This window comes from Luteibacter sp. UNCMF366Tsu5.1 (assembly GCF_900119235.1).
GTDB classification, from domain to species: domain Bacteria; phylum Pseudomonadota; class Gammaproteobacteria; order Xanthomonadales; family Rhodanobacteraceae; genus Luteibacter; species Luteibacter flocculans.
Map to the genome: position 1 here is coordinate 542,951 of NZ_FPIS01000001.1, position 20,982 is coordinate 563,932.

The following is a 20,982-nucleotide window of genomic DNA, read 5'->3' on the forward strand; positions in this document are numbered from 1 at the left end:
TTTGTTCTCCTCATGCGCCAGCCAAGCCGTGCCCGACCATCTCGATGGGGCGAATCGTTTTGTCGAAAAGTGCTTCATCCACGAGCCCCGATGCGAGGGCGGCCTCCTTCAGGGTCGTTCCGTCGGCGATCGCTTTCTCGGCGATGTGGGCGGCGTTCTGATAGCCGATGACGGGAGAGAGCGCGGTCACAAGCATCACGCTGCCCTCGACGTATTGGCCGATTTTCCCGGGAACGATCTGCGTACCCTCCACCGAAAACTCGCGGAAACGGTCACAGCCGTCCGCGAGGATTCGTATGGAATGAAGCACGTTGTTGATGATGACCGGCCGCATCGCGTTGAGCTCGAAGTTGCCCTGGCTACCGGCGATGGCAACGGCGCTGTCGTTGCCAAGCACCTGTATGGCGATCATGACCATGGCCTCGCACTGGGTCGGATTCACCTTTCCCGGCATGATCGACGATCCTGGCTCGTTGGCCGGAAGCGTCAGTTCACCGAGTCCACAGCGTGGCCCGGATGCTAGCCAGCGCATGTCGTTGGCTATCTTCATGAGCGCAACGGCAAGCCCACGCAACCCAGCCGATGCCCTGACCATCGCGTCGAGCGAGCCCTGTGCCGCAAATTTGTTGGGCGCCGTCACGAAAGGCTTTCCAGTGAGCTCCGCAATTCTCGACGCCACGTCCGTCGAAAATCCCTTAGGTGCATTCAGGCCCGTACCCACGGCCGTGCCCCCGACAGCGAGTTCGTAGAGTCCGGCCCGAGTTGCTTTGACATCCTCGAGGCATGCACGCAACTGCCCGGCCCAGCCATGCCATTCCTGACCGACGGTCAGCGGTACGGCGTCTTCAAGGTGGGTGCGCCCAATCTTGACGACGGTCATCCACTCGTCGGCTTTGCGCTCGATGACCCCGATGAGCCGAGAAGCTGCGGGTATGAGCTGATCATCTATGGCAAGGACGGTCGCGACATGCATCGCCGTCGGAAAGGTGTCATTCGAAGACTGTCCCATGTTGACGTCGTCGTTGGGACCTACGGGGTGCTGGCTGCCGAGAGTTCCACCCAGCAGCTGGATGGCACGGTTGGACAAGACCTCGTTGACATTCATGTTCGACTGCGTGCCCGAACCGGTCTGCCAGACATACAGCGGGAAATGCATATCCAGCTCGCCCGCGATGGCTTCATCAGCGGCTTGCACGATGGCGTCGCGCTTCCATTCCGGCAGGCGGCCGGCCGCGGCGTTGACCAAGGCGCAGGCCTTTTTCACAAAGCCATACGCGTGATACACCTGCGCCGGCATCTTGTCGGTGCCGATATTGAAGTGGTGCAGCGAGCGTTCGGTCTGGGCGCCCCAGTAGCGGTCCGCCTGTACGCTGACCGTGCCCATGCTGTCGAATTCTTCTCGCGTTCCTGTGGCATGGATGCCAATAGGGATGGAACGCAGTGTGGGGGTATCGCTCACATGCATGTCCTCTTTGGTTCTCGGGGAGGATGGTCCGTGCAACGGACGCTGCGAGTGATGAGTTATAGCGACGTCTGCGGGGCGTCGCCTTGCAAGAAGGTGATACTCGGCAGGTGACAATTGATCTATAAATTCGGCGTGTCATCCATGATGACCGTCGGGCATCTGTAGAATCGTGGTATCCGCATTCGACTCGCAGCGGACATCAACGAAAGCCAGAGCAGGGATGAGACATTGGAACTCTCGCCACAAGACAAAGAGCTTCTCCGCAGAGTCGACGAAGTCCTCCACTACATGTGGGATCCCATCGGCGTAGCGGGCGTCCCACAAGCCAGGGACGAGTATCAAAGCTATGTGTCTGCGGTATTCCGGCTTCTCAAGAGCACGGCAGACGGAAAGGATGTCGCCGATTATTTGCTTTGGTTGAGCACGGAGCAGATAGGGATGGGGCCTAACCCAAGTCGCGATGCCGAGGTGGTTGACGTGCTATTGGCGTGGCGCGATTACCTTGTTGGGTGAGTTCGGAGGGTGCGGTTGTGGCCCAAGCGGATAGCTCGATGATGCCGCCGAGGGAGAGCGTTTAGGGCTGGGTATCGCGGGGGATAGGAATCGCCCCACTAGCTTGTGTGGATGATCTCTCGCTCAAGTCGCGGCATTTGAGACGGAGCTATGCACACTCGGATTGCGGCGCACCTTGCGCCGCGCCACTCATCCAGGGGAGTCACCCATGAGCCAGCGACACGACATCATCCGCCTCCTTTCCGAAACGATGCCCTATCGACCGTTGAAGAACCCTGGTCAGAAGGAGCAGGCCGAAAAACGCATTGAACGGGCGGCCGCACATGTTTTTGCTTTGGGCTTTGCCACGATGCTCATTCTCTGGGCAGTTCGCTTTGCAACGGGCCCTCTGCCTGGTTGGATCAAATGGTCCGGTTTGGCGTTTGCAGTGGCTAGCATCATCGCCGGATTCACCTACTCATCCGCCGACCTGATTGTCCGGTGCATGCGCCGCGCGCATCGAGCGGAGGATGAGGCGCACCATCAGCTTGCCCGGCTTGATCACCGTACCCCGCAGGTCGAGGCACTCGCCGTATTTGACGATGATGCGCTTGAGGACGTCGAGGCTCAGTACCGCGCAAGACTCGACGCGAGTCAGTCGCGGATGGCGTCGGTGCTCGGCGACAAGTCGGCGGTTGTGACCAGCGCGTTGTCGATGGTGACTCTGTGGAAGGTGCTCAGTGATCTCAAATGGGTCGAGCCTGGGTCGCCCATCCTCGGAGCCTTCATCGGTGCGGGCGTCGTCATTGCAATCGTACCGGCACTGGCAAAAGGTTTCTCCGAGCGGCTCGTCTACCAGTGCGACCTGCTCGCCTCGGCAAGAAAAAGCAAGGCGAGGCAGGGCGGTGACGGGGAAGGACAGACCCGATTGACGACGCAGGCGGCTAACGACGGGGCGGTGCCATTGCCGGACAGGACGGCACGGGACGTTGTTGTTCACTGATAGGCCGGCGCGGTCCCGGACCGCCGCTGGACTTGTCGTGTATCGACAAGCACGGCAGTTCGTCGCGTACGATGATGCCGGGAAGGTCCGGCGTCACCGGGCGACCAGGACGCCCGGCGCAATACATGACCTACGGCTTTCCAGAAAGCCGACCCTCGTGTCCGCGCAAACCGGTGGTTGTTTGCGCGTCTATGGTCGCACTTAGGCCTTCCGGAATCGACTGCGCCCGGCGTGCTTAGGATGAGTAGCCCATGTTGTCGGGAGTAGGGAGCGTTTGACATCGCAGCGCTTGATTCCCGGCAACTTTCTGCTGCTACTCTCCTTCGCAGGGCGCTATCCTGCCTGCGCGCATCCGACCGATCTACCGATTAAGTAGGAATTGATGATCAGCCTATGAAGAAGAAGTCAAGGCGCAAGAGGCTGCACCAGGCACTGACCGGCCATTATTACGATCTTCTTTCCACGTACTACTCCAGCGCTGCTCATAAACTTCCAAGTGGAAAAGGAATACTTCGTGAGGACGCGGTTGCGCGGTTCGTTTCCACTTGGGTGTCGAAGCGTTTCAACGTCTTGACCAATGTATTCGCAGTCGCGGCCGATGGCGAGGAGGCTCCGTCGGAGATAGATCTGGTCGTACATGACGCAGAAAGAGGTTCAAGTTGGCCGCTGGATGCTCATCATACGAACAGCATTGTTACGTGCGAGCACATCTCAATGACGGTCGAAGTCAAATCGCACCTAACAGAAAAGGATTTGAATGACGCCTGCGCTAGCATGAATTCTTTCTTGGAATTTCTGGGTTGTCACCATATTGATAGGCCGCTACGAGTTCTCTTTGCATACGAAGTTGCCCCAGACTTGCTAATGGCAATGCAAGAAAAGTTTGCCGAGCAGAGTTCATCTTTCTATCCATTCGATGCCTTTGTGTTTTTGAAGGAAGGGGCGTACTTCGCTGACTCCCAAGATATGCGTGCGCTCCGTTTGGGAATTCCCAAGGGCCTGGGACCCGATGAAGTCGAGAACGACGGCCCATCGGTGGATAGAATGACCATGGAGGACTGCGTACAATCCAAGTACCTCAATGGATTCCGCTGGGTACCCGACGGGACACCTGAGAACAATCTACTTTGCTTGGCCGCGCTAGCTACTTTTGCAACCGCAGGTGCCAGTTCCACGAGCGCCCTATTGGCCGCAGTCATTCAGCGAGAAATGACTTCAATCATCCCACAAAATGCTGGCGACTCTGATACTGGAGTCTGAGCGGAAGCTACCTGACGAGCCCATGCACACGCGTTAGGAGGTTGCTAATGCAACTGGCCAAGTTTGCGAACGGGTCCTACTGTCTCCCGCGGACTAGCACCGGCGCACGACTGGAATGATTAGTCGGTGTTGATGCGCTGCTTGCAGCGCGGAAGCTCGAAACGGCCACCAGAGGGAAGAAGAAATCCAAAGCGCCAACGACCGCGAAACGCCATCGCCAACACGTCGGAAGGCAAAAACCACTACGCCTCGGTCGCCGTAGCCGAATGACTCAATGGTCATCCTGGGGGGAGCCGTGGCGAGGACGCCACAAAGCCCGTAGTCAAAATTAAGCCGCTGAGGACAAAACTAAGAGGTTGTCGACAGCAGACTGCCAAAGGAGTGTCGCAACCATAAACTCGCATAATGTATATTATGTCTAATTGAAGCATCGGCCTTTGCCGTAGGCGCTCACGATCAGGCACCCCGCGCCGACGCCAGCGCAACAGCGTCGGCACCCGCCGGGAAATGCAGCTGGCCGGTGGTGTCGTTGGCGGCATCCCAGATGCCTTCGGCGACATCTGTCGCGGCTGTCACGGCAGACAGGTGGCCGAATCCCGTAAGCACTTCACGGGCGAAAGACTCGTAGGGCTTCGTGAGCAGTCCCTGCATGCGCTGCTGGCCATTGGTGGCGAAGCTCGTGGAAGGTCCGTAGCCGGGTTCGACCAGCTTGACTCGCACACCCACTGCTTTGAGTTCATGCGCCAGCGACGCCGTGAAGCCTTCGATGGCGGTCTTGCTAGCTGTGTAAGCGGCCACCAGTGGAAACGAAGCAAGGGTCGCGCTGGACGTGACATTGACGATCACGCCGTCTCCGCGTTCACGGAACTGCGGGATCACCGCCTGGCACATCGCCATCACACCGAACGTGTTGGTCTCGAAGATCTCTCGCACGGTGGACATAGGCGTAGCTTCGAATGCGCCGAAGAGTCCGATGCCGGCATTGTTCACCAGAACATCGATGGGGCCAGCGGCTTCCAGGGCCCGGCCGATGCTATCGGGCTGCGTGACGTCCAGGGGCAGGATACGTAGGTTGTCCGAGGCTGGAAGAAGGTCCGACCGCGGCGTCCGCATGGTAGCGATGACATTCCATCCTCTTGCGAGGAAGTGACGTGCGGTTTCCAGGCCATAACCGGATGAACAGCCAGTAATCAGTACAGTGTTCAATTCGTTCTCCGAGTTGTGTAGTTGACTCGAAGAAAACGATAGAGGACGCTATTCGGATCGTCGATACTAAATAATCCGTATTATTCCAGTGATCGTCCAGCGTGAGTGACCCTCTCTCAGAAATCGTTCGGTTGCTGCGCCCGCAGGCCGTGTTCGCCAATCTGATCAGTGGCAAGGGCAATTGGGCGGTGCGCTACTCCGAGTTCGGCAAACCCAGCTTTTGCATCATGCTGGAAGGCAGCTGTCGGCTGGCGGTGGATGGTCACGAGCCGACGACGCTAAGCGCCGGGGATTTTGTGCTGCTTCCTACGACACCCGGCTTCACGCTATCCAGCTTCCTCCCCTCGCCCCCCGTCCACCTGGACCCCACCAAAGTGCCGAAGGGACTGGAGCTACGCTATGGCGAGCAAACAGGCCAACCCGACATGCGTTCATTGGGAGGCGCGTTCCTGTTCGATTGCGTCGATCCTGGTTTGCTGGTGTCGCTGCTGCCTGGAGTGGTGCACGTGCAAGGTTCGTTGCGGCTGTCACAGCTCGTGCAGATGGTGGGTGAGGAGACTGCGGACGAGAAACCAGGCAACGAGTTCATGCGTTCTCGGCTGGCCGACATGCTGCTCGTCGAGGCCATGCGTTCGACAACCTCTGGCAGCGCCCCGCCGGGCCTCCTCCGTGGATTGGGCGATGAGCGATTAGCCGCCGCACTGAAGCAGATGCACGCCCATATCGGCCGGAGGTGGTCGGTTGCGCAACTTGCAAAGATCGCTGCGCTATCTCGGTCCAGTTTCTTCGAACGATTCACGCGGACGGTCGGGGTTGCGCCGATGGAGTATCTTCTCGCCTGGCGAATGGAAATCGCGAAAGAGTTCTTGCGTCGCGGTGAGTTGTTCGTGTCGGAGATCGCCGAACACGTCGGCTACGGGTCGACCAGCGCGTTCAGCGCGGCATTCACCAGGCATGTCGGACAACCACCCAGCCACTATGCGCGCGCAGCGTAAACGCGTCTGGGTATTAGCGACACAACTCAATGCCCTGCCCCTCGCACGTCATGCGTCGGCTAAACTCACTTACGAGGCTTAGGGAAGTCACATGGAACGCGAATTCAAGGTCGGCTCGGCCCGTTTTGTGGTGGACGATCCCCGAGGTTTGCTGGGCGTCGCCGAGGCAACGCCTTTGAAAGCGGAGCAGCTTGGCATCGAGACAGCGCGGACTCGCGACGAAGAAGCATGGCCGTTCAGCCCGATAGGCCATCCCAACCCGAATGACCCGATTGGAAATATCGGCGCACGAGTCGCAGTGCTCGATGGCATCGTTCAAGGGCGCACGAGCCCGTGGACGCTCGGGTTCGCTTGGTTTTTCAGCGCGATCGATGCATTCGCCTTTGCCGCCCTGATCTGGATGTCCAGCACAAGCATCGTCGCCAGGGGTCTCGCAATCGGCGCTGTGATCTGCCACACGGTGTTCTTCTTGAGAGCCAAGGCCACTATGCTGGGGCGCCGCGCAGGAAAGAAGGCCTACTTCAGTCGTTAACCGGTACGGGTGCGGTTTACCCGAGCTTGAGTTAGGGGGAAAGGCCATAACGCACCCGCTTCAACATAGGCACATCGGCACTAGTCACGCATGGCCCCCACTGCAATATTCGAAGCACTGGCGGGGGCTGGGCCACGCTTAGCGGAGGATCGGTGGAAACGGAAGAACTTCTGAAAAGAGGTGTCAGTGTTTGCTGGTACTTCCTGCTTGCCTGGTGGCTCTGGAGCGCCCGGGGGAACAAAGTCGTTGCGCGCGGCGAGCCGTGGATGACACGGCTTCTTCTGTACTGGATGCCATTGACGCTGGCTTTCGTGTTGCTGGGACCGGGCGATTGGTTCGGCCGCACGTGGCTACGCGAAGGGATCGTGCCGCACACCCTTCCCTTCTTCGCGACGGCTTTCGTGATTGTCGCCGCCGGTGTTGCCCTCGCCTGCTGGTCGCGCTACCTCTTGGGACGTAACTGGAGCAGCGTCGTGCAGATCAAGAAGGATCATGAACTGATCGAAGCCGGTCCCTACCGTTATATCCGGCATCCCATTTATAGCGGACTTCTCCTGGCATTCATCGGCACGGCGATCAGGGAGGGCGACGTGCGCGGCATCGTGGCGGTGCTGATCGTGTTGGCTTCGTTCTGGCGCAAGTTGCAGATGGAGGAGCGCATGCTTGGGGAAACCTTTGGCGGCGCATATGCCGCCTATAAAGCCAGAACCGCAGCGCTGATACCTGGCGTCCTCTAGTCAGCAAGGGATTCGCGACGCCGGCACCCCACGCTGGCGGGTGGTCGCACGTCAGCGCAGGCCCGCGATTCAACGTTTCGACTCAAGAACGGCTTTGCCGGGTCCTGCCGTTTGCAAAGCGCACCCGATTTCGCCCTACCCTGGGCAACTAAACCTTTGCGACGCGGACCGCATCCATGCCGTAGTCGTCGGCGCGGGGTTCATCGATGAATGGTTTTCCAGGACTGCACAAGCGGGCATGCCGCCGTGCGCTACGAAGCGTAGCGCTATGTCTGATGAGCCTGCCGGTTTCCGTTCCGGCGTTGGCCGACTGCGGTAGCTGTGCCGCCATCGTTCGCCCTTTCGTCGTCGATCAAGGCTTCAACGGCGTGGTGATTGTGGGCCACGGTTCGCACATCGACTACTCCGCGAGCTTCGGTCTGGCGGATGCCGCCACGGGGCGAGCTCTGACGGCCGACACGCCGTTCGAGTCCGGCTCGATATCGAAATGGATCGCGGCGATGCTGGTCCTACGACTGGTCCAGCAGGGGCAGCTCGCACTGGACGAGCCAGTTTCGACATATCTGCCGGATTATCGAGCTGATAATGGTGCCAAGCTGACGCTGCGTCTCTTGATGTCCCATGCCAGCGGGCTTCCCAATGCCATCGATGAGGCGATCAAGCGCGATCCGGCCACGCGGAACCTGTCGATCGACCAGGCGGAAGCCGTGCGCCGCTTTGCGAGCGGTGACTTACATTTCGAGCCAGGGACGGATTGGGAGTACTCGCACTCCAACTGGCTTCTGGTCAAGGCCATCGTGGAGCGGGTTACGAAGCGGGACTACGCCTCGCTGATCGATGGCTACATCGTCCAGCCACTCGCCATGCACCATAGCGGCACTTTCGCTGGAAGCTCGTTGACGGTGCCGGGCATGGCTCACGGTTACCTGAAACTGATTCCTCAAGCGGAACCGCTGGACAAGCCTTCGCCGAACTTCATGATGCTCGCCGGTGGGTTCTACGCCAGTGCCAACGACTTGTTCGTCCTCGTCGATGGCCTTTTCTCAGGAAGAATGTTGTCGCCCGAACTAACGCGCATTTTGATGACCGTCGAACGCCCTACCCAGCACTACGCCCTGGGTGGACGTACCAAGACACTCTCCTTTGGCGGCAAAGATCATCCCGTCGCCTGGGAATACGGGTCGGCGGGTGCGTACCGGGTACTCGTGTGGCGCACGCTCGACGACGGACACACCGTCATCCTGATGAACAACACGAGTTTCGATCATATGAAAATGGGCGATCTGGGCACGGCGCTCATGGAAGCGAGCTATCGTTAGACGTCACGCACTGCGACCGTCCTCAGCGTAAGCCAGCGATCCAACGTTCCAGTGCGGTGTTGTCGGTCAGGTCGGCTTGATAGACGTAGCGCGGCACGAGCGGCACGTTGCTGCCACGCTGACGACCGCGGTACACCTTCATGGGTACGACCAGCGCGATGTGTCCGCTCGGAAGCATGGTGCGGCGAATGTCCATATACGCCGTGTCTGCACTGGTTACCTGGCCGACGTGGACGGCGCCCAGGGCCAAGAATAGATCTGCAGCATCGAGGCAGGCCGACGCGCAGCCGCTATCGGTCACCATGAAAATGCGGGTGTGAGTCTTCGGCGGCTTCGGCGTAGGACGCTTTGCCTCACCCGGCTCCATGTAGAACGGTTCGCCCTTCGCCATCGCCGCCTGCATGCCTGCAACGGTACTTTTTCCCCAAGCAAGGTTCTCAGGGGGCGCATCCGCATGGGCGGACCACATGCGCACATAGGATTGCATCTGCGCCATGTTGTCCTGGGAGGCGCGCCAGTCGACGCGGGTTGGAGCCAGGTTGACGGCATCCACAGCTTTCTTGCCCCAGAGTGCTTCGGCCACACGGTGGCTCCATCCGGAGTCGCCGCCATTGTTTCCGCGCAGATCGAGCACGACGCGCGGCGCAGCGAGTATCGTTTCCCGCTGCGATTGCACCTTTGCAATCAAAGGCTCCAGCGCCTTGGCTGCAGGATGATCGGGGTCGCCGTCGAAATCGCTGAGCGCGATCCAGACGGTGCCGTCGGAAAGCGTCCGCATGCCGATCGGTTCGGCCTTGCGTCGAAAGGCTTCGGCGAAACGGCGGTCCAATTCCTTATCGTCAATCGGACGCCATGCCAGATCCACCGTGCGGCGCGTGCCGTCCACGTCGAACGTGCACCGGACGGGGCGCTTGATCCAGGGATTGCCCACGTCGGTGAAAAGGCGCTTGCCGCGCATGACGCGTGACGCATGAAGATTCCACTGGCCGCTTCCTCCCATGCCGCCGACATTGTCACGCGCGAGTGCGGCGGCGTCCTTTCCGTCGCAGGCGATGAGGCGTGCACCGAGGGGCACGGGTGCGTCCGCAGCACGGGTCACGACCCGTTGATCGTCTTTCGTGTCGAACGTCGTGAGAAATCCGGGCCATCGGGTGACGAGCGGCGGCTGGATGACATCTTCGGGCACGAAGACGGCAAGGTGTCCGTCGTCAAATGTAGCGGCGTACGCGATGAGGGCATAAAGGTACCCCGCATACGTCGTAGTGCTGCCCGCGCGTTGCAGTGCCAGTGCCAGGGCCTGATCGTTTTTTGCGGCGAAACCGGGATTTTCAGGATCGACTGGCCCCGGATGGTTGCGGGCGATGTCATCGTGCATCGCCTTGGCATCCATGCGCAGGCTGGCAGCCCAGTCCTGTGCCGACGCAATAGGCGCCGTGAGCAGCAGCGCAGTGGCGAGCAGCGACTTCATACCTTCCCCCTCAGGTGTCGTCACGCATGCTCAAGGATGCGAGCAGGGAACGGCAAGCGACGAAAGTCATACCTTATAAAGATGCTTCGTCGGTGCGGCTCAAGGGAGACGGTCTAGGTCGAAGAGCCAGCTAAAAGCTTGATTGGCGTACGCGCAAGAAAATGCGGCGGCCGTATCCCTTTGCGAAGCCACACGGCGTTCATGTGCGCCGATGAAAATGATGTGGCGAAAGCCCAAACTATGAACCCGTGCCAACACCTCCAGTAAACCCTAATGGCCCTCCCCCGTTTGAGGGTCATCCTGCCTCGAACGGAGAACCGGATGCGTTCGATCTTCACGACCAGCCTGACCGCACTGCTCTGCCTGGCCGCTGCCGCCCCGCCCGCCTTCGCCGCCGATAAGCCGCTTTCGCAGGAAGACACGGAGTGGCTCGATCGCGTGACCTTCGGCCTCGATACCGCCACCGTGGCCAGCTACCGCGATCTTGGCCGGCGCCGCTTCCTCGAAGCGCAGTTGCATCCGAAAACCGATGCCCTGCCCCAACCGATCGCCGCACAGATCGCCGGTTTCGATGTCATGAAGACGCCGCCGGAAACTTTGCTGGCCACAGTGCGCGACCAGTATCGCGACATCAACGCCATGCCCGATGGCGATGCGAAACAAGAGGCGCGAAAGGCACTGCAGAAACAGGGGAACGATTACGCGCAGCAGGCGCAGGCGGCCGAGCTGCTGCGTGCCATCTACGATGAAAACCAACTGCGCGAACAATTGGTGTGGTTCTGGCTGAACCATTTCAGTGTGTTCAAGGACAAAGGCCGCGTGCGCTGGCTGGTCGCGGACTATGCGCAGAACACCATACGGCCGCATGCATTGGGCAAGTTCCGCGACCTTGTCATGGCAACGCTGAAAAGCCCCGCCATGCTCGAATACCTCGACAACGCGCAAAACGCGCGCGACAAGATCAATGAGAACTACGCGCGCGAGCTCATGGAACTGCACACGCTCGGCGTAAACAGCGGTTATACCCAGGCCGACGTGCAGAGCCTCGCTCACATCCTCACGGGCGTCGGTGTGAATTTCGACGGACAACCGCGCAAGCTGCGCCCGGACCTGAGGCCCTACTACTTGCAGGAGGGTGTCTTCGAGTTCAATCCGAATCGCCACGACTTCGGCGATCAGATCCTGCTCGGCAAGACCATCAAGGGCGGTGGGTTCGACGAGGTCGAAAAGGCCGTCGATCTGATCGTCAGCCAGCCGGCGTGTGCCACGTTCATTTCGACCAAGCTGGCAAAGTACTTCGTCTCGGACAACCCGTCGCCGTCGCTGATCGCCGCTATGGCGAAGACGTTCCGCCGCAGCGATGGCGACATCGCCAAGGTGATGGAGACGATGCTCACGTCGAAGGAGTTCACTGCATCGCTGGGCAAGCGCTACAAGGATCCGACGCAGTTCCTCGTCTCGACCATGCGGCTCGCCTACGACGGCAAGCCGGTAGAAAACCCGCGTCCCCTGGTGAACTGGATCACCCAGCTCGGCCAGGCGCCGTTCGGCCGAATCACACCCGACGGCTGGCCGGTCACAGACTCGGAATGGTCGAGTTCCGGCCAGGTGGCGAAGCGCTTCGAGATCGCGCGCTCGATCGGCAGCGGTGCCAATCATCTGTTCGACTTGGACGATACCGGTAAGCGTAGCGTCGGTGGATTCCCGCAGCTCACCACGCCGACCTATTACGCCACGATCGAGCCCACGCTCGGCCCCAAGACGCGTGCTGCGCTGTCGCAGGCCACGTCGCAGCAGGAGTGGAATACGTTCCTGCTCGCCTCACCCGAATTCAACTACCGCTGAGGTTCCGCCATGGACCGTCGCCAATTCCTCTTCACCCTCGCCGCGACCGTGCCCGCCCTGACGCTGGGCGGCAAAGTGTTCGCCGCGCCCACCAGCTCGCCGCGTTTCCTGCTCGTGTTTCTTCGTGGCGGCTACGATGCCAATAACCTGCTTGTGCCGTACGCGAGCGACTTCTACTACGAGTCGCGCCCGAGCATTGCGCTGGCGAAGCCCACGGATGGCGATCCGAAGTCGGTGCGCGCGCTGGATGCACACTGGGGGCTCACGCCGGCCGTCGCGCAGACCATGGGGCCGCTGTGGGACAAGAAGCAGCTCGCGTTCATCCCGTTCGCTGGGACCGACGATCTCTCGCGCAGCCATTTCGAAACGCAAGACAACATCGAGGCGGGCGAACCCAGTGACGCGCGCCAGTACGGCTCGGGGTTCATGGGTCGTCTGAGCGGTGTGCTGCGCGGCGTCCCACCGATCGCGTTCACGGATGCCCTGCCCTTGTCCTTCCGCGGCACGGGCGATGTGCCAAACATCTCGTTGAAGGGCGACGGCAAGGCCGTGTTCGACGATCGCCAGTCGAAAATCCTCGCCAGCATGTACGAAGGCACGCCGCTGCAAGCGGCCGCCACCGAAGGTCTGCAACTGCGCCAGCAGGTCGCTCAGGATCTGCAGACGGAAATGGTTGCCGCCAGCCGCGGCGCAGTGAACGCGCGTGGTTTCGCCCAGCAGGGCCAGCGTATGGCTACCCTGATGAAAGACCGTTTCCGCCTCGGCTTTGTCGACGTGGGTGGTTGGGACACGCACGTGAACCAGGGCGGCGCGGACGGTCAGCTCGCCAACAACCTGGACAACCTCTCGCAAGGCCTCAGCGCCTTTGCCGATGAGCTGGGGCCGACGGAATGGAACAACACCGTCGTTGTCGTGGTTTCCGAGTTCGGCCGCACCTTCCGAGAGAACGGCAACAAGGGCACGGACCATGGTCATGGCACCACGTACTGGGTGCTGGGCGGCAAGGTCCGTGGCGGGCGCGTCGCTGGCGAGCAGGTTGCCATCAATGCCGGAAGTCTGCTGCAGAATCGCGACTACCCGGTACTCAATAACTATCGCGACGTGCTGGGCGGGCTGATGAAGCGCATGTACGGGCTATCGGATGCGGATCTCGGCACGGTGTTCCCCCGTGCCAAGCCGCGCGATTTGCAGCTTGTTTGAGCACGACGCCAGCACCCCACGTCGAGTCCGCCAGGCTGCCGCTTCGGTCCGGCCGACGTTCGACACTGGGAGCTGTCCTCAATGCGAGGAGACATAGGCAGAGGTTGCCTGTGCCGGTGGAACTGCAAATTGCTCCTTCATACGCCTGATTTCCGCAACGGGCGGCAGGCCGAAAAGCCGCTTGAACTCGCGGTTGAATTGCGAGGCACTGGCGTATCCCACGGCATAGGCAGCGGCTTCCGCCGTCATGCCCTCGCGCACCATCAGTAAGCGGGCTTGGTGAAGACGCGTGGACTTCACGTATTGCATGGGCGACGTCTGGGTGATCGCCTTGAAGTGCGTATGAAACGTGGGAACGCTCATGTTGGCGTCCTTCGCCAAGGCCGCGAGATTGATGGGTTCGGCGTAGCTGGCGTGTATCCGTTGCAGAGCTTTTCCTATCTTGCCGAAGGGGCCTTGCATCGCCAGGGCCGAACGGATCGCCCTGCCCTGCGGCCCGGTCAGTACGCGGAAATAGAGTTCGCGTACGAGGTTCGGTCCAAGGATGGGCGCTTCCAAGGGGCTTTGCATGGCCTCCAATAAACGGAGCACCGACGCTATCAACGAGGCATCCATCGGACTGGACACCATACCGGCCGGCTCGTCTCGATTCACCGGCGAGTGCAGGCGATCGATCTGGATGGCCAGCTCGGCGGCCATCTGAAAGTCCAGGTGCATGTAGAGCGCCAGCAGAGGGCGATCCGGTGAGCCATCCGATGTCATGGTGAAAGGGACAGGTACCGCTACGGCCAGGTAGTGCTGCTCGTCGTACACATAGATCTGCTTACCGAAATAGCCGCGCTTGCACCCTTGGCACACGATCACGATGCCTGGGTCGTATAGAACCGGTGTCTGAGATAGCACCCGGTCGGAGCGCAGGATGCGTACACCGGGCAACGCCGTGAGGTTGTAACCCTCCTGTGGCGCCAGCGCGCGAATGAGCGCCACCATGCGGCGTTGTTCCTCCATCGTAGACTTCCCGTCAGACAGCATTACAAGGCGCTCATAAGAATAGGCAATAAAGACGAGTGATTAGGCATAAAAACGGCGGCCTAACGACAGTATTGTGCATACATTGTCGTTAGTTGGGAGTGACCCCATGGTAGCCAGCAAGACCTTGTTTATTACCGGCGTCAGCAGCGGTTTCGGCCGAGCCTTGGCCGAAGAAGCACTCCAAGCCGGTCATCGCGTCGTTGGCACAGTGAGAAACGCGCAGGCCCGGGTTGAATTCGAACGGCTCTCTCCCGGGCGCGCCCTGGGCCGCATTCTCGATGTGACGCACTTCGACGCGATCGACGAGATCGTGAGCGATGTCGAAACCAGCGTCGGCTCTATCGACGTGCTGATCAACAACGCCGGATATGGCCACGAGGGCATCATGGAGGAATCGCCCCTCGCGGACATGCGCCGCCAGTTCGACGTGAACGTATTTGGCGCCGTGGCAATGATGAAGGCTGTGGTGCCTTATATGCGTGCCCGTCGCAGAGGGCACATCGTCAACATCACCTCCATGGGCGGTTACATCACCCTGCCCGGCATTTCGTATTACTGCGGCAGCAAGTTCGCGTTGGAAGGTATTTCCGAGGTGGCCGGCAAGGAGTTGAAGGCATTGGGTATTGCCGTCACCGCGGTGGCGCCCGGTTCATTCCGCACGGATTGGGCGGGACGCTCGATGGTCAGGACACCGCGTTCCATTCCGGACTACGACGCGCTGTTCGACCCGATTCGAGAAGCCCGCATCGAAAAGAGCGGCAAGCAACTCGGGGATCCCGCGAAGGCGGCGCAGGCGATATTGAAGGTGATCGACAGTGACTCGCCACCGGCGCACCTGCTGCTGGGAAGCGATGCGCTTGCCCTGGTCAGGCAGAAGCTGGCCGATCTCACCGCCGAGATCGACCAGTGGGAGGCGCTGACGTGTTCGACGGACGGTTGAGCGGGCGCCACGGCACGGAAGCCCCGGAGCTATGAGAGCCCGAGCCGGCGTCTAGGCAGCGCCGCGGGCTCGCCGTATCCTGCGTGCAAAGGATGGCCCCGGTGCTGATACGGGTGAATCTCCTGCGTGGGTGCCGCAACGGATGCGCGCTTGCTCCAGGGCCGGAGTGGTCGTTGTCATGCTCCCTATATGAGGCCCGATGCGAATACAGCGATGGACCCCGGTCTTTTTCAGCGTGCCCATGGCAGGGCAATGTATTGCCGTTTTGTGGGCGACCGAGAACACCCTGTTTCATAGCTACGTTGCGGTGGTGACCACCGTTGCGCTTGCCATACTGCTGTGCGCCAGGCGGGTATCCCTGGCGGTGAGACATAACCGGCCTCTTTGGGCGCTGCTGCTGGCAAGCCTTGCAGCGAAAGGTGTCGCGTTTACGCTTTTACTCATCGACAGCGTCCATCACAGCGAAGGGACGCTGGTGATGGTCGACCCCAGCTTCTGGTTCTGCGTGGCGGGTTGGTTCCTGATTGCCGCGGCGTCGTTCGACGCGGCCACGCCAACGGTTCGATGGGCGTCCCTTGGGGATATTCTCACGTCGATGCTGTCGGTCGGCCTGTTTTATGTTCTCTTGCGCGCGGCCATCGAGGGACCGACGGCCGCCGATTCGGCGGTGTTCCTCACTCGCCTGTTCGACGCCCTGGACGGATTTGTCGCTGCCATCGTGCTCGTGCGATTCCTCGGCACACGCCGGGCCGACGAGCGACGCTTCTTCGGCGTCGTCGCTGCCTTCACGGTCACCGACGCGATCGTCGCCGCCGTTCACAACCGCCTTGTCGTGGCGACCGATTCGTATCTTCCGGAGCTGCTGTTGACGCTGCCGATGGTGGTGGTCGGCATGCTCCTCAGCCGGCGCAAGGCCGTCTGGTTGCGTGGTTTCCGTCCGTCCCTCTTGCAACGTCGGTTGTCGCGCATGGTCAGGCCATTCGCATTGAGCTTAGCGACATGCTTCGTCGCACTCGCGACCGCCCATGTCGACAAGACGCTCGCCATTCGCGCCCTGGTGGCGGCACTGACCCTGTTTGCCTGCAGGAATGCGCTGGTCGTCTGGTATCACCTTTCGGCAGAGGACCAGATGCGGGTACTTCGCCGAAGGCTGCAACACGCCGCGGTGCATGATCCGCTGACGGGCTTGCTCAACCGCCGCGGCCTGTTCCATATCCTGCAACGCGAATACGACGCCGCACGCCATCCTGCAGGATTCAGCATCGCCATGATCGACGTCGATCACTTCAAGCGCTTCAACGACGAGTACGGTCACCAGGCCGGTGACCGTTGTCTGGTGCATGTCGCGCGTTCGCTGACGCAGATAGCCGATGCCGTCCCCTCGTGCGTCGTGTCGCGCTACGGCGGGGAAGAGTTTGTCCTGCTGTTTCCAGAGGTAACGCTAGAGAGCGCCCTGCTATACGTCGAACGCGCGCGCATCGCGGTTGCCCTTGCTCCTCCATCGCCGTTGCCACCCGATACACGAATCACCTTCAGCGCGGGCCTCGTGACGGTCGAAGGGGGCCGTTGGCCCCCCATTGACGAATTGCTGCGCCAGGCCGATTCGGCGGTCTACGCCGCCAAAGCCGAAGGGCGCGACCGAAGCGTTGGCGCGGCGCTTGTGACCGCCTAGGCGCCGTCCCGCGGGCTGCCCTGGTCGAGCATCGCATCCAACTGCGCGAACTGCTCGGGCAGGCCTTCCGCCGAACCCTTGAGCGCCTCGTCGCGAGCCGCCTGCGTGGGATAGAGCTCGTGGAGAGTGACGAGCGTCTTGTCGCCGTGCGCCTCGAACGTCACCGTGGTCAGGGCGCCCTCCTCGCTTTCCTCATTCGTCCACACGATGCGCTCGAGCGGCGTCACTTCCTTGTACGTGCCGAAGAATGCCATGGGCTGGTCGAATGCCGGGTGGCGGAACACGAGCTTGTACGTACCACCCGTGCGAATGTCCATGCTGCATTCTTCCAGTGACATGCCGGCCGACTTCGGCACCCACCACTGTTTGAAGAGGTCCGGCGTGCTCCAGGCTTCGAACACGATATGTACCGGCGCGTCGAAGGTTCGCTTGACGACGAGTTCCCGGTCCGACCTGGCTTCCACCACCGTGCGGTTCGCGGTGCTGGCATTATTTTCGTTTGTGGCGGCCATTTGCGTTCTCCTCGCGTTTCATGTGCTGGACGAGCGCGTCCAGTGCGTCGAAGCGTGCGTTCCAAAGGCGGCGTTGCTGCTCGATCCAGGCAGCCTCCTCTTCCAGGCGGCGCGGACCTAGCCTGCAGGTGCGCACCCGCCCGACCTTCTCCGTGCTCACCAGGCCGGCCTGCTCCAGCACGCTCACGTGTTTCTTCATGCCCGTGAGCGTCATCTGAAACTTCTGCGCCAGGTCGCTGATCGAGGCGTCTGAGGCCCCGAGTTGCGCGAGCACGCCACGCCGCGTGATATCCGAAAGCGCGGCAAACGTTGCGTCGAGGGAAGCTTCATAGTGAACCATGTGGTTCAGTGTATGCCTGTCCTTGTGCGGAGTGCAAGCGGTGCCCGGGGGCGGCACGTTGATCGGATACTGAGTCCAAAACGCTCGGTGCTACGTATAGGAAGGTGAGCGAGCCGCACCCTGACCGGGGCATGCCGCTTTGGCCCTCATCCAGGAGAACCACCGTGAAGACGTTCCTACCGACGGCAGCGGCCACTGCGAAGGTTCTCTTTGCGGCCGCTCCCGCGCTTACCACCGACGGCGCGGCGCCTGATGTCGGGTATCGCGTCTGATGCGCATGCGGGGCATGCGAGTGCCGACGAACGCTTCGCTTCGCCGCGGCTTGGGCTTCTGGGCCAATCTTCTCGGCTATCAGGGGGTGTGGTTCCTGCTCGTCAGTGGCGCCGCACGCGCCAGCTTGGTCGTGCCGATTGCCGCTGCGGTCGCGTTTGTGGTGGTTCAACTGATCATGACGGCAGAGCCACGCAGCGAAGGTCGCCTCGTGGTGGCCGCGTTGCTGCTGGGGGCGGTCACGGATGGCGTAGCGGCGGCGTTGGATTGGCTGCGCTATGCGTCCCCTGCTCCCGCACTACCGCCGCAGGGTGCGCCGTTGTGGATCTTGATGCTCTGGGCCTGTTTCGCGACAACGATCAATCGCTCGCTTACGGTCGTCCGTGGGCGCCCTTGGCTTGCCGCTGTGTTGGGCGGTCTCGGTGCGCCGTTGGCCTATTCGGCCGCTGCCAGTGGCTGGCATGCGGTCGAATGGACCTCCCCCTGGGCATTGGTATGGATAGGTGCCTGCTGGGCCTTTGCACTGCCGATACTCGTGCGGGTTAACGCATCCTCGACTCAAGGCCAGATTCCGCGATCTGAATGAGCGACTTGCGCTGCGGATGAAAGACACCGTCACACATGAACGATCTTTCGCACGCTATGTTTTGTAGATCACCACGGCGCGGGAAATGGGGACATGAAGAAACTGGCTAACGCGGTTTTGTTCGCGGCTTGCATCACGGGCGCGGTCCACGCGCAGACGAATGCCGGCGACCAGAAGCCGGACTCCGACCTCCCGTTCACCATCACCAAGGTAGCCAGCCTCGACCTGCCTTGGCGCATCGCCTTCCTGCCCGACGGCCGCATGCTGGTGACGGAGAAGGTGGGACGCGTGGCACTGGTCACTCCACAGGGTGACAAGACCGATGTCGGTGGCGTGCCGGCGAGCTACTTCGAAGGCCAGAACGGCATGTTGGGCGTGTTCCTCTCGCCGCACTACGCCGCCGATCACAGCGTGTACTTGACCTACGTCGAGCCGGGCGACTACGGCGGCGGCGTGGCCCTGGGCCGAGGACGCCTCGTGCTGGACGACAAGCAACCCCGGCTGGAAGGCTTTCAGGTGTTGTGGCGCCAGGTGCCTACCGGCAAGGGCGGTCAACCGGGTGGCCAGATCGCGTTCTCGCCGGACGGCAAGTACCTGTTCCTCACGCTCGGTGACCGCCAGCGCTTTACCCCGGCGCAGGATCCGAGTCAGCCGCTCGGCAAGATCCTCAGGCTCACGCTCGACGGCAAGCCGGCGCCCGGCAATCCGTGGGCAGGAAAAGTCGGCGCGCGAACCATTCCCTTGATCGATCCGCCCGCCGATACCGAAAAGGCCAAGACGGCGCCGATCGTCAGCACTTACACCTTCACCGGACCCAACCTCACGCCTGCAGAAACCTGGAGCGTCGGTTTCCGCACGCCTTATGGCCTGGCGTTTGGTCCGGACGGCCGCTTATGGGAACTCGAGCATGGTCCCAAGGGCGGTGACGAGTTGAACCTCGTCCAGCGCGGTAAGAATTACGGCTGGCCCTTGGTCTCGTATGGCATGAACTACAACGGCGTGCCCATTCCCAACCCGGATACGCGCCCCGATCTGGTCAAGCCGGTCATCTATTGGGACCCGGTCATCGCGCCGGGAAACATCATGTTCTACAAGGGCACGCTGTTCCCGCAATGGAATGGGAGCGCGTTGCTCAGCGGTCTCACCGCTCTGGGCATCGTGCGCGTGACGTTCGACGAAAAGGGCGGCGCGACCGCCGTCCAACGGTGGAGCGTCGGCAAGCGTGTACGCGATATCGAGGAAGCCCCGGACGGTTCGCTGTGGATGCTCGAGGATGCTTCGCCCGGAGGGCTGTATCACCTGATGCCGAAGTGATCGTTGAGGGCTGTGCCTGCGCCAACCGAGCTAGCGTGCGGTATAGCCCCCGTCGACCACGAACTCCGCGCCGGTGATGAACGACGCTTCGTCCGAGGCGAGAAACACTGCGCACCAGGCCACTTCGTCAGGCGTCCCCAGGCGGCCCAGCGGATGTAACGCTGCGATCGCCTGGAAGCCTGCCGCCTCTTCCACGTCCATGCCCGCCACGTAACCCTCCACCATCGGCGTGTGGATGAATCCGGGGTGGATGGAGTTCACCCGTATCCTGTCCTTTGCGTAGAGCAGCGCATCCGTTTTGGTCATGAGACGAACCGCGCCTTTCGATGCGTGATAGGGCGGTACGTCGGCGGCGCCGACCAGTCCGTAAATCGACGACAGGTTGATGATGCTGCCGCCGCCAGCAGCCCTCATGGGAGCGACGGCATGTTTGACGCCGAAGAACACGCTCTTGACGTTGATGCGCTGGACGCGGTCCCACTCCTCTTCGGTCAGTTCATGCGTCGGCTTGTCGGGGCCTACGATGCCGGCGTTGTTGACGAGGATGTCGAGCCGACCGAATCGCGCATGCGCATGCTGGATCGCACCGGCCACGTCCGCTTCGTTGCCCACATCGGCATGAACGAAATCGACGTCGGGGCCTAAGGCTCGCTCGGGGCGGCAGACGTCCGCGATGACCACGTCGGCACCCTCGTCCGCCATGCGCTGCGCGCAGGCTGCGCCGATACCCATGGCGCCGCCTGTAATCAGCGCGACCTTTCCTTTCAATCGGTTCATGGCGCACCTCCCGAAGT

19 protein-coding genes are annotated in these 20,982 nt (G+C 61.3%); 12 read left to right on the forward strand and 7 right to left on the reverse strand.

What is annotated here, in order from left to right; all coding sequences use genetic code 11:
* Positions 1-10: 10 nt before the first annotated feature.
* A complete protein-coding gene (gene fumC, locus BT115_RS02335; RefSeq protein ID WP_255369341.1) occupies positions 11-1,459 on the reverse strand; it encodes a class II fumarate hydratase in 1,449 nt (482 codons plus the stop codon).
* A gap of 727 nt (positions 1,460-2,186) precedes the next feature.
* Here fumC and BT115_RS02345 point away from each other — a divergent pair.
* Together BT115_RS02345 and BT115_RS02350 are read left to right on the forward strand one after the other, a co-directional pair.
* Complete coding sequence (locus tag BT115_RS02345; protein WP_072320937.1) at positions 2,187-2,960, forward strand: hypothetical protein; 774 nt, start codon at positions 2,187-2,189, stop codon at positions 2,958-2,960.
* Positions 2,961-3,353: 393 nt separating this feature from the next.
* Positions 3,354-4,220 (forward strand): DUF6602 domain-containing protein, encoded by an 867-nt coding sequence (locus BT115_RS02350; protein WP_072320938.1) that lies wholly within the window; start codon positions 3,354-3,356, stop codon positions 4,218-4,220.
* A gap of 456 nt (positions 4,221-4,676) precedes the next feature.
* Here the strand turns inward: BT115_RS02350 and BT115_RS02355 are convergent, their stop codons facing one another.
* Entirely contained in the window at positions 4,677-5,426 is a 750-nt protein-coding gene (locus tag BT115_RS02355) for an SDR family oxidoreductase (RefSeq protein WP_072320939.1), read from the reverse strand.
* A 101-nt stretch (positions 5,427-5,527) separates the two neighbouring features.
* On the opposite strand from BT115_RS02355, the gene BT115_RS02360 reads away from it, so the two are divergent.
* From BT115_RS02360 to BT115_RS02375, 4 genes are all read left to right on the forward strand, one after another.
* Positions 5,528-6,421: an AraC family transcriptional regulator gene (locus BT115_RS02360; RefSeq protein WP_072320940.1), complete on the forward strand. Its 894-nt coding sequence runs from the start codon at positions 5,528-5,530 to the stop codon at positions 6,419-6,421.
* Between the two features lie 91 nt (positions 6,422-6,512).
* A complete protein-coding gene (locus tag BT115_RS02365) occupies positions 6,513-6,953 on the forward strand; it encodes a hypothetical protein (protein WP_072320941.1) in 441 nt (146 codons plus the stop codon).
* A 152-nt stretch (positions 6,954-7,105) separates the two neighbouring features.
* Positions 7,106-7,690: a methyltransferase family protein gene (locus tag BT115_RS02370; protein WP_072320942.1), complete on the forward strand. Its 585-nt coding sequence runs from the start codon at positions 7,106-7,108 to the stop codon at positions 7,688-7,690.
* 275 nt (positions 7,691-7,965) lie between these two features.
* A complete protein-coding gene (locus BT115_RS02375) occupies positions 7,966-9,009 on the forward strand; it encodes a serine hydrolase domain-containing protein (protein ID WP_072320943.1) in 1,044 nt (347 codons plus the stop codon).
* A gap of 22 nt (positions 9,010-9,031) precedes the next feature.
* Here the strand turns inward: BT115_RS02375 and BT115_RS02380 are convergent, their stop codons facing one another.
* On the reverse strand, positions 9,032-10,477 hold the full coding sequence (locus BT115_RS02380) for a S41 family peptidase (RefSeq protein WP_072320944.1): 1,446 nt from the start codon (positions 10,475-10,477) through the stop codon (positions 9,032-9,034).
* A gap of 321 nt (positions 10,478-10,798) precedes the next feature.
* Between BT115_RS02380 and BT115_RS02385 the strand changes: the two genes are divergently transcribed.
* A complete protein-coding gene (locus BT115_RS02385) occupies positions 10,799-12,322 on the forward strand; it encodes a DUF1800 domain-containing protein (RefSeq protein WP_143144439.1) in 1,524 nt (507 codons plus the stop codon).
* A gap of 9 nt (positions 12,323-12,331) precedes the next feature.
* Positions 12,332-13,522, forward strand: coding sequence for a DUF1501 domain-containing protein (locus BT115_RS02390; protein WP_072320946.1), 1,191 nt, complete (start codon positions 12,332-12,334; stop codon positions 13,520-13,522).
* Between the two features lie 78 nt (positions 13,523-13,600).
* On the opposite strand, the gene BT115_RS02395 is transcribed toward BT115_RS02390, so the two are convergent.
* Complete coding sequence (locus tag BT115_RS02395; RefSeq protein ID WP_218184708.1) at positions 13,601-14,530, reverse strand: AraC family transcriptional regulator; 930 nt, start codon at positions 14,528-14,530, stop codon at positions 13,601-13,603.
* Positions 14,531-14,627: 97 nt separating this feature from the next.
* Here BT115_RS02395 and BT115_RS02400 point away from each other — a divergent pair, with 97 nt between their 5' ends.
* A complete protein-coding gene (locus tag BT115_RS02400; protein WP_255369342.1) occupies positions 14,628-15,494 on the forward strand; it encodes an oxidoreductase in 867 nt (288 codons plus the stop codon).
* Between the two features lie 265 nt (positions 15,495-15,759).
* The gene (locus BT115_RS02405) at positions 15,760-17,166 is read left to right on the forward strand and encodes a GGDEF domain-containing protein (protein ID WP_177257356.1); all 1,407 of its coding nucleotides are present in this window, start codon (positions 15,760-15,762) and stop codon (positions 17,164-17,166) included.
* On the opposite strand, the gene BT115_RS02410 is transcribed toward BT115_RS02405, so the two are convergent.
* Both BT115_RS02410 and BT115_RS02415 read right to left on the reverse strand, forming a co-directional pair.
* Entirely contained in the window at positions 17,163-17,678 is a 516-nt protein-coding gene (locus BT115_RS02410; protein ID WP_072320949.1) for an SRPBCC family protein, read from the reverse strand. The genes BT115_RS02405 and BT115_RS02410 overlap by 4 nt on opposite strands.
* Positions 17,656-18,018 (reverse strand): ArsR/SmtB family transcription factor, encoded by a 363-nt coding sequence (locus BT115_RS02415; RefSeq protein WP_072320950.1) that lies wholly within the window; start codon positions 18,016-18,018, stop codon positions 17,656-17,658. The genes BT115_RS02410 and BT115_RS02415 overlap by 23 nt, the downstream gene beginning before the upstream one ends.
* A 286-nt stretch (positions 18,019-18,304) precedes the next feature.
* On the opposite strand from BT115_RS02415, the gene BT115_RS02420 reads away from it, so the two are divergent.
* Both BT115_RS02420 and BT115_RS02425 read left to right on the forward strand, forming a co-directional pair.
* Positions 18,305-18,874, forward strand: a complete 570-nt coding sequence (locus tag BT115_RS02420) for a DUF2878 domain-containing protein (protein ID WP_072322207.1) — start codon at positions 18,305-18,307, stop codon at positions 18,872-18,874.
* Positions 18,875-18,967: 93 nt separating this feature from the next.
* Positions 18,968-20,188 (forward strand): PQQ-dependent sugar dehydrogenase, encoded by a 1,221-nt coding sequence (locus BT115_RS02425; protein WP_072320951.1) that lies wholly within the window; start codon positions 18,968-18,970, stop codon positions 20,186-20,188.
* Between the two features lie 30 nt (positions 20,189-20,218).
* Here BT115_RS02425 and BT115_RS02430 read toward each other — a convergent pair whose 3' ends face one another.
* Positions 20,219-20,965 carry an SDR family NAD(P)-dependent oxidoreductase gene (locus tag BT115_RS02430; protein ID WP_072320952.1) on the reverse strand — a complete coding sequence of 249 codons (747 nt, stop codon included), beginning with the start codon at positions 20,963-20,965 and terminating at the stop codon, positions 20,219-20,221.
* Positions 20,966-20,982 lie beyond the last annotated feature (17 nt).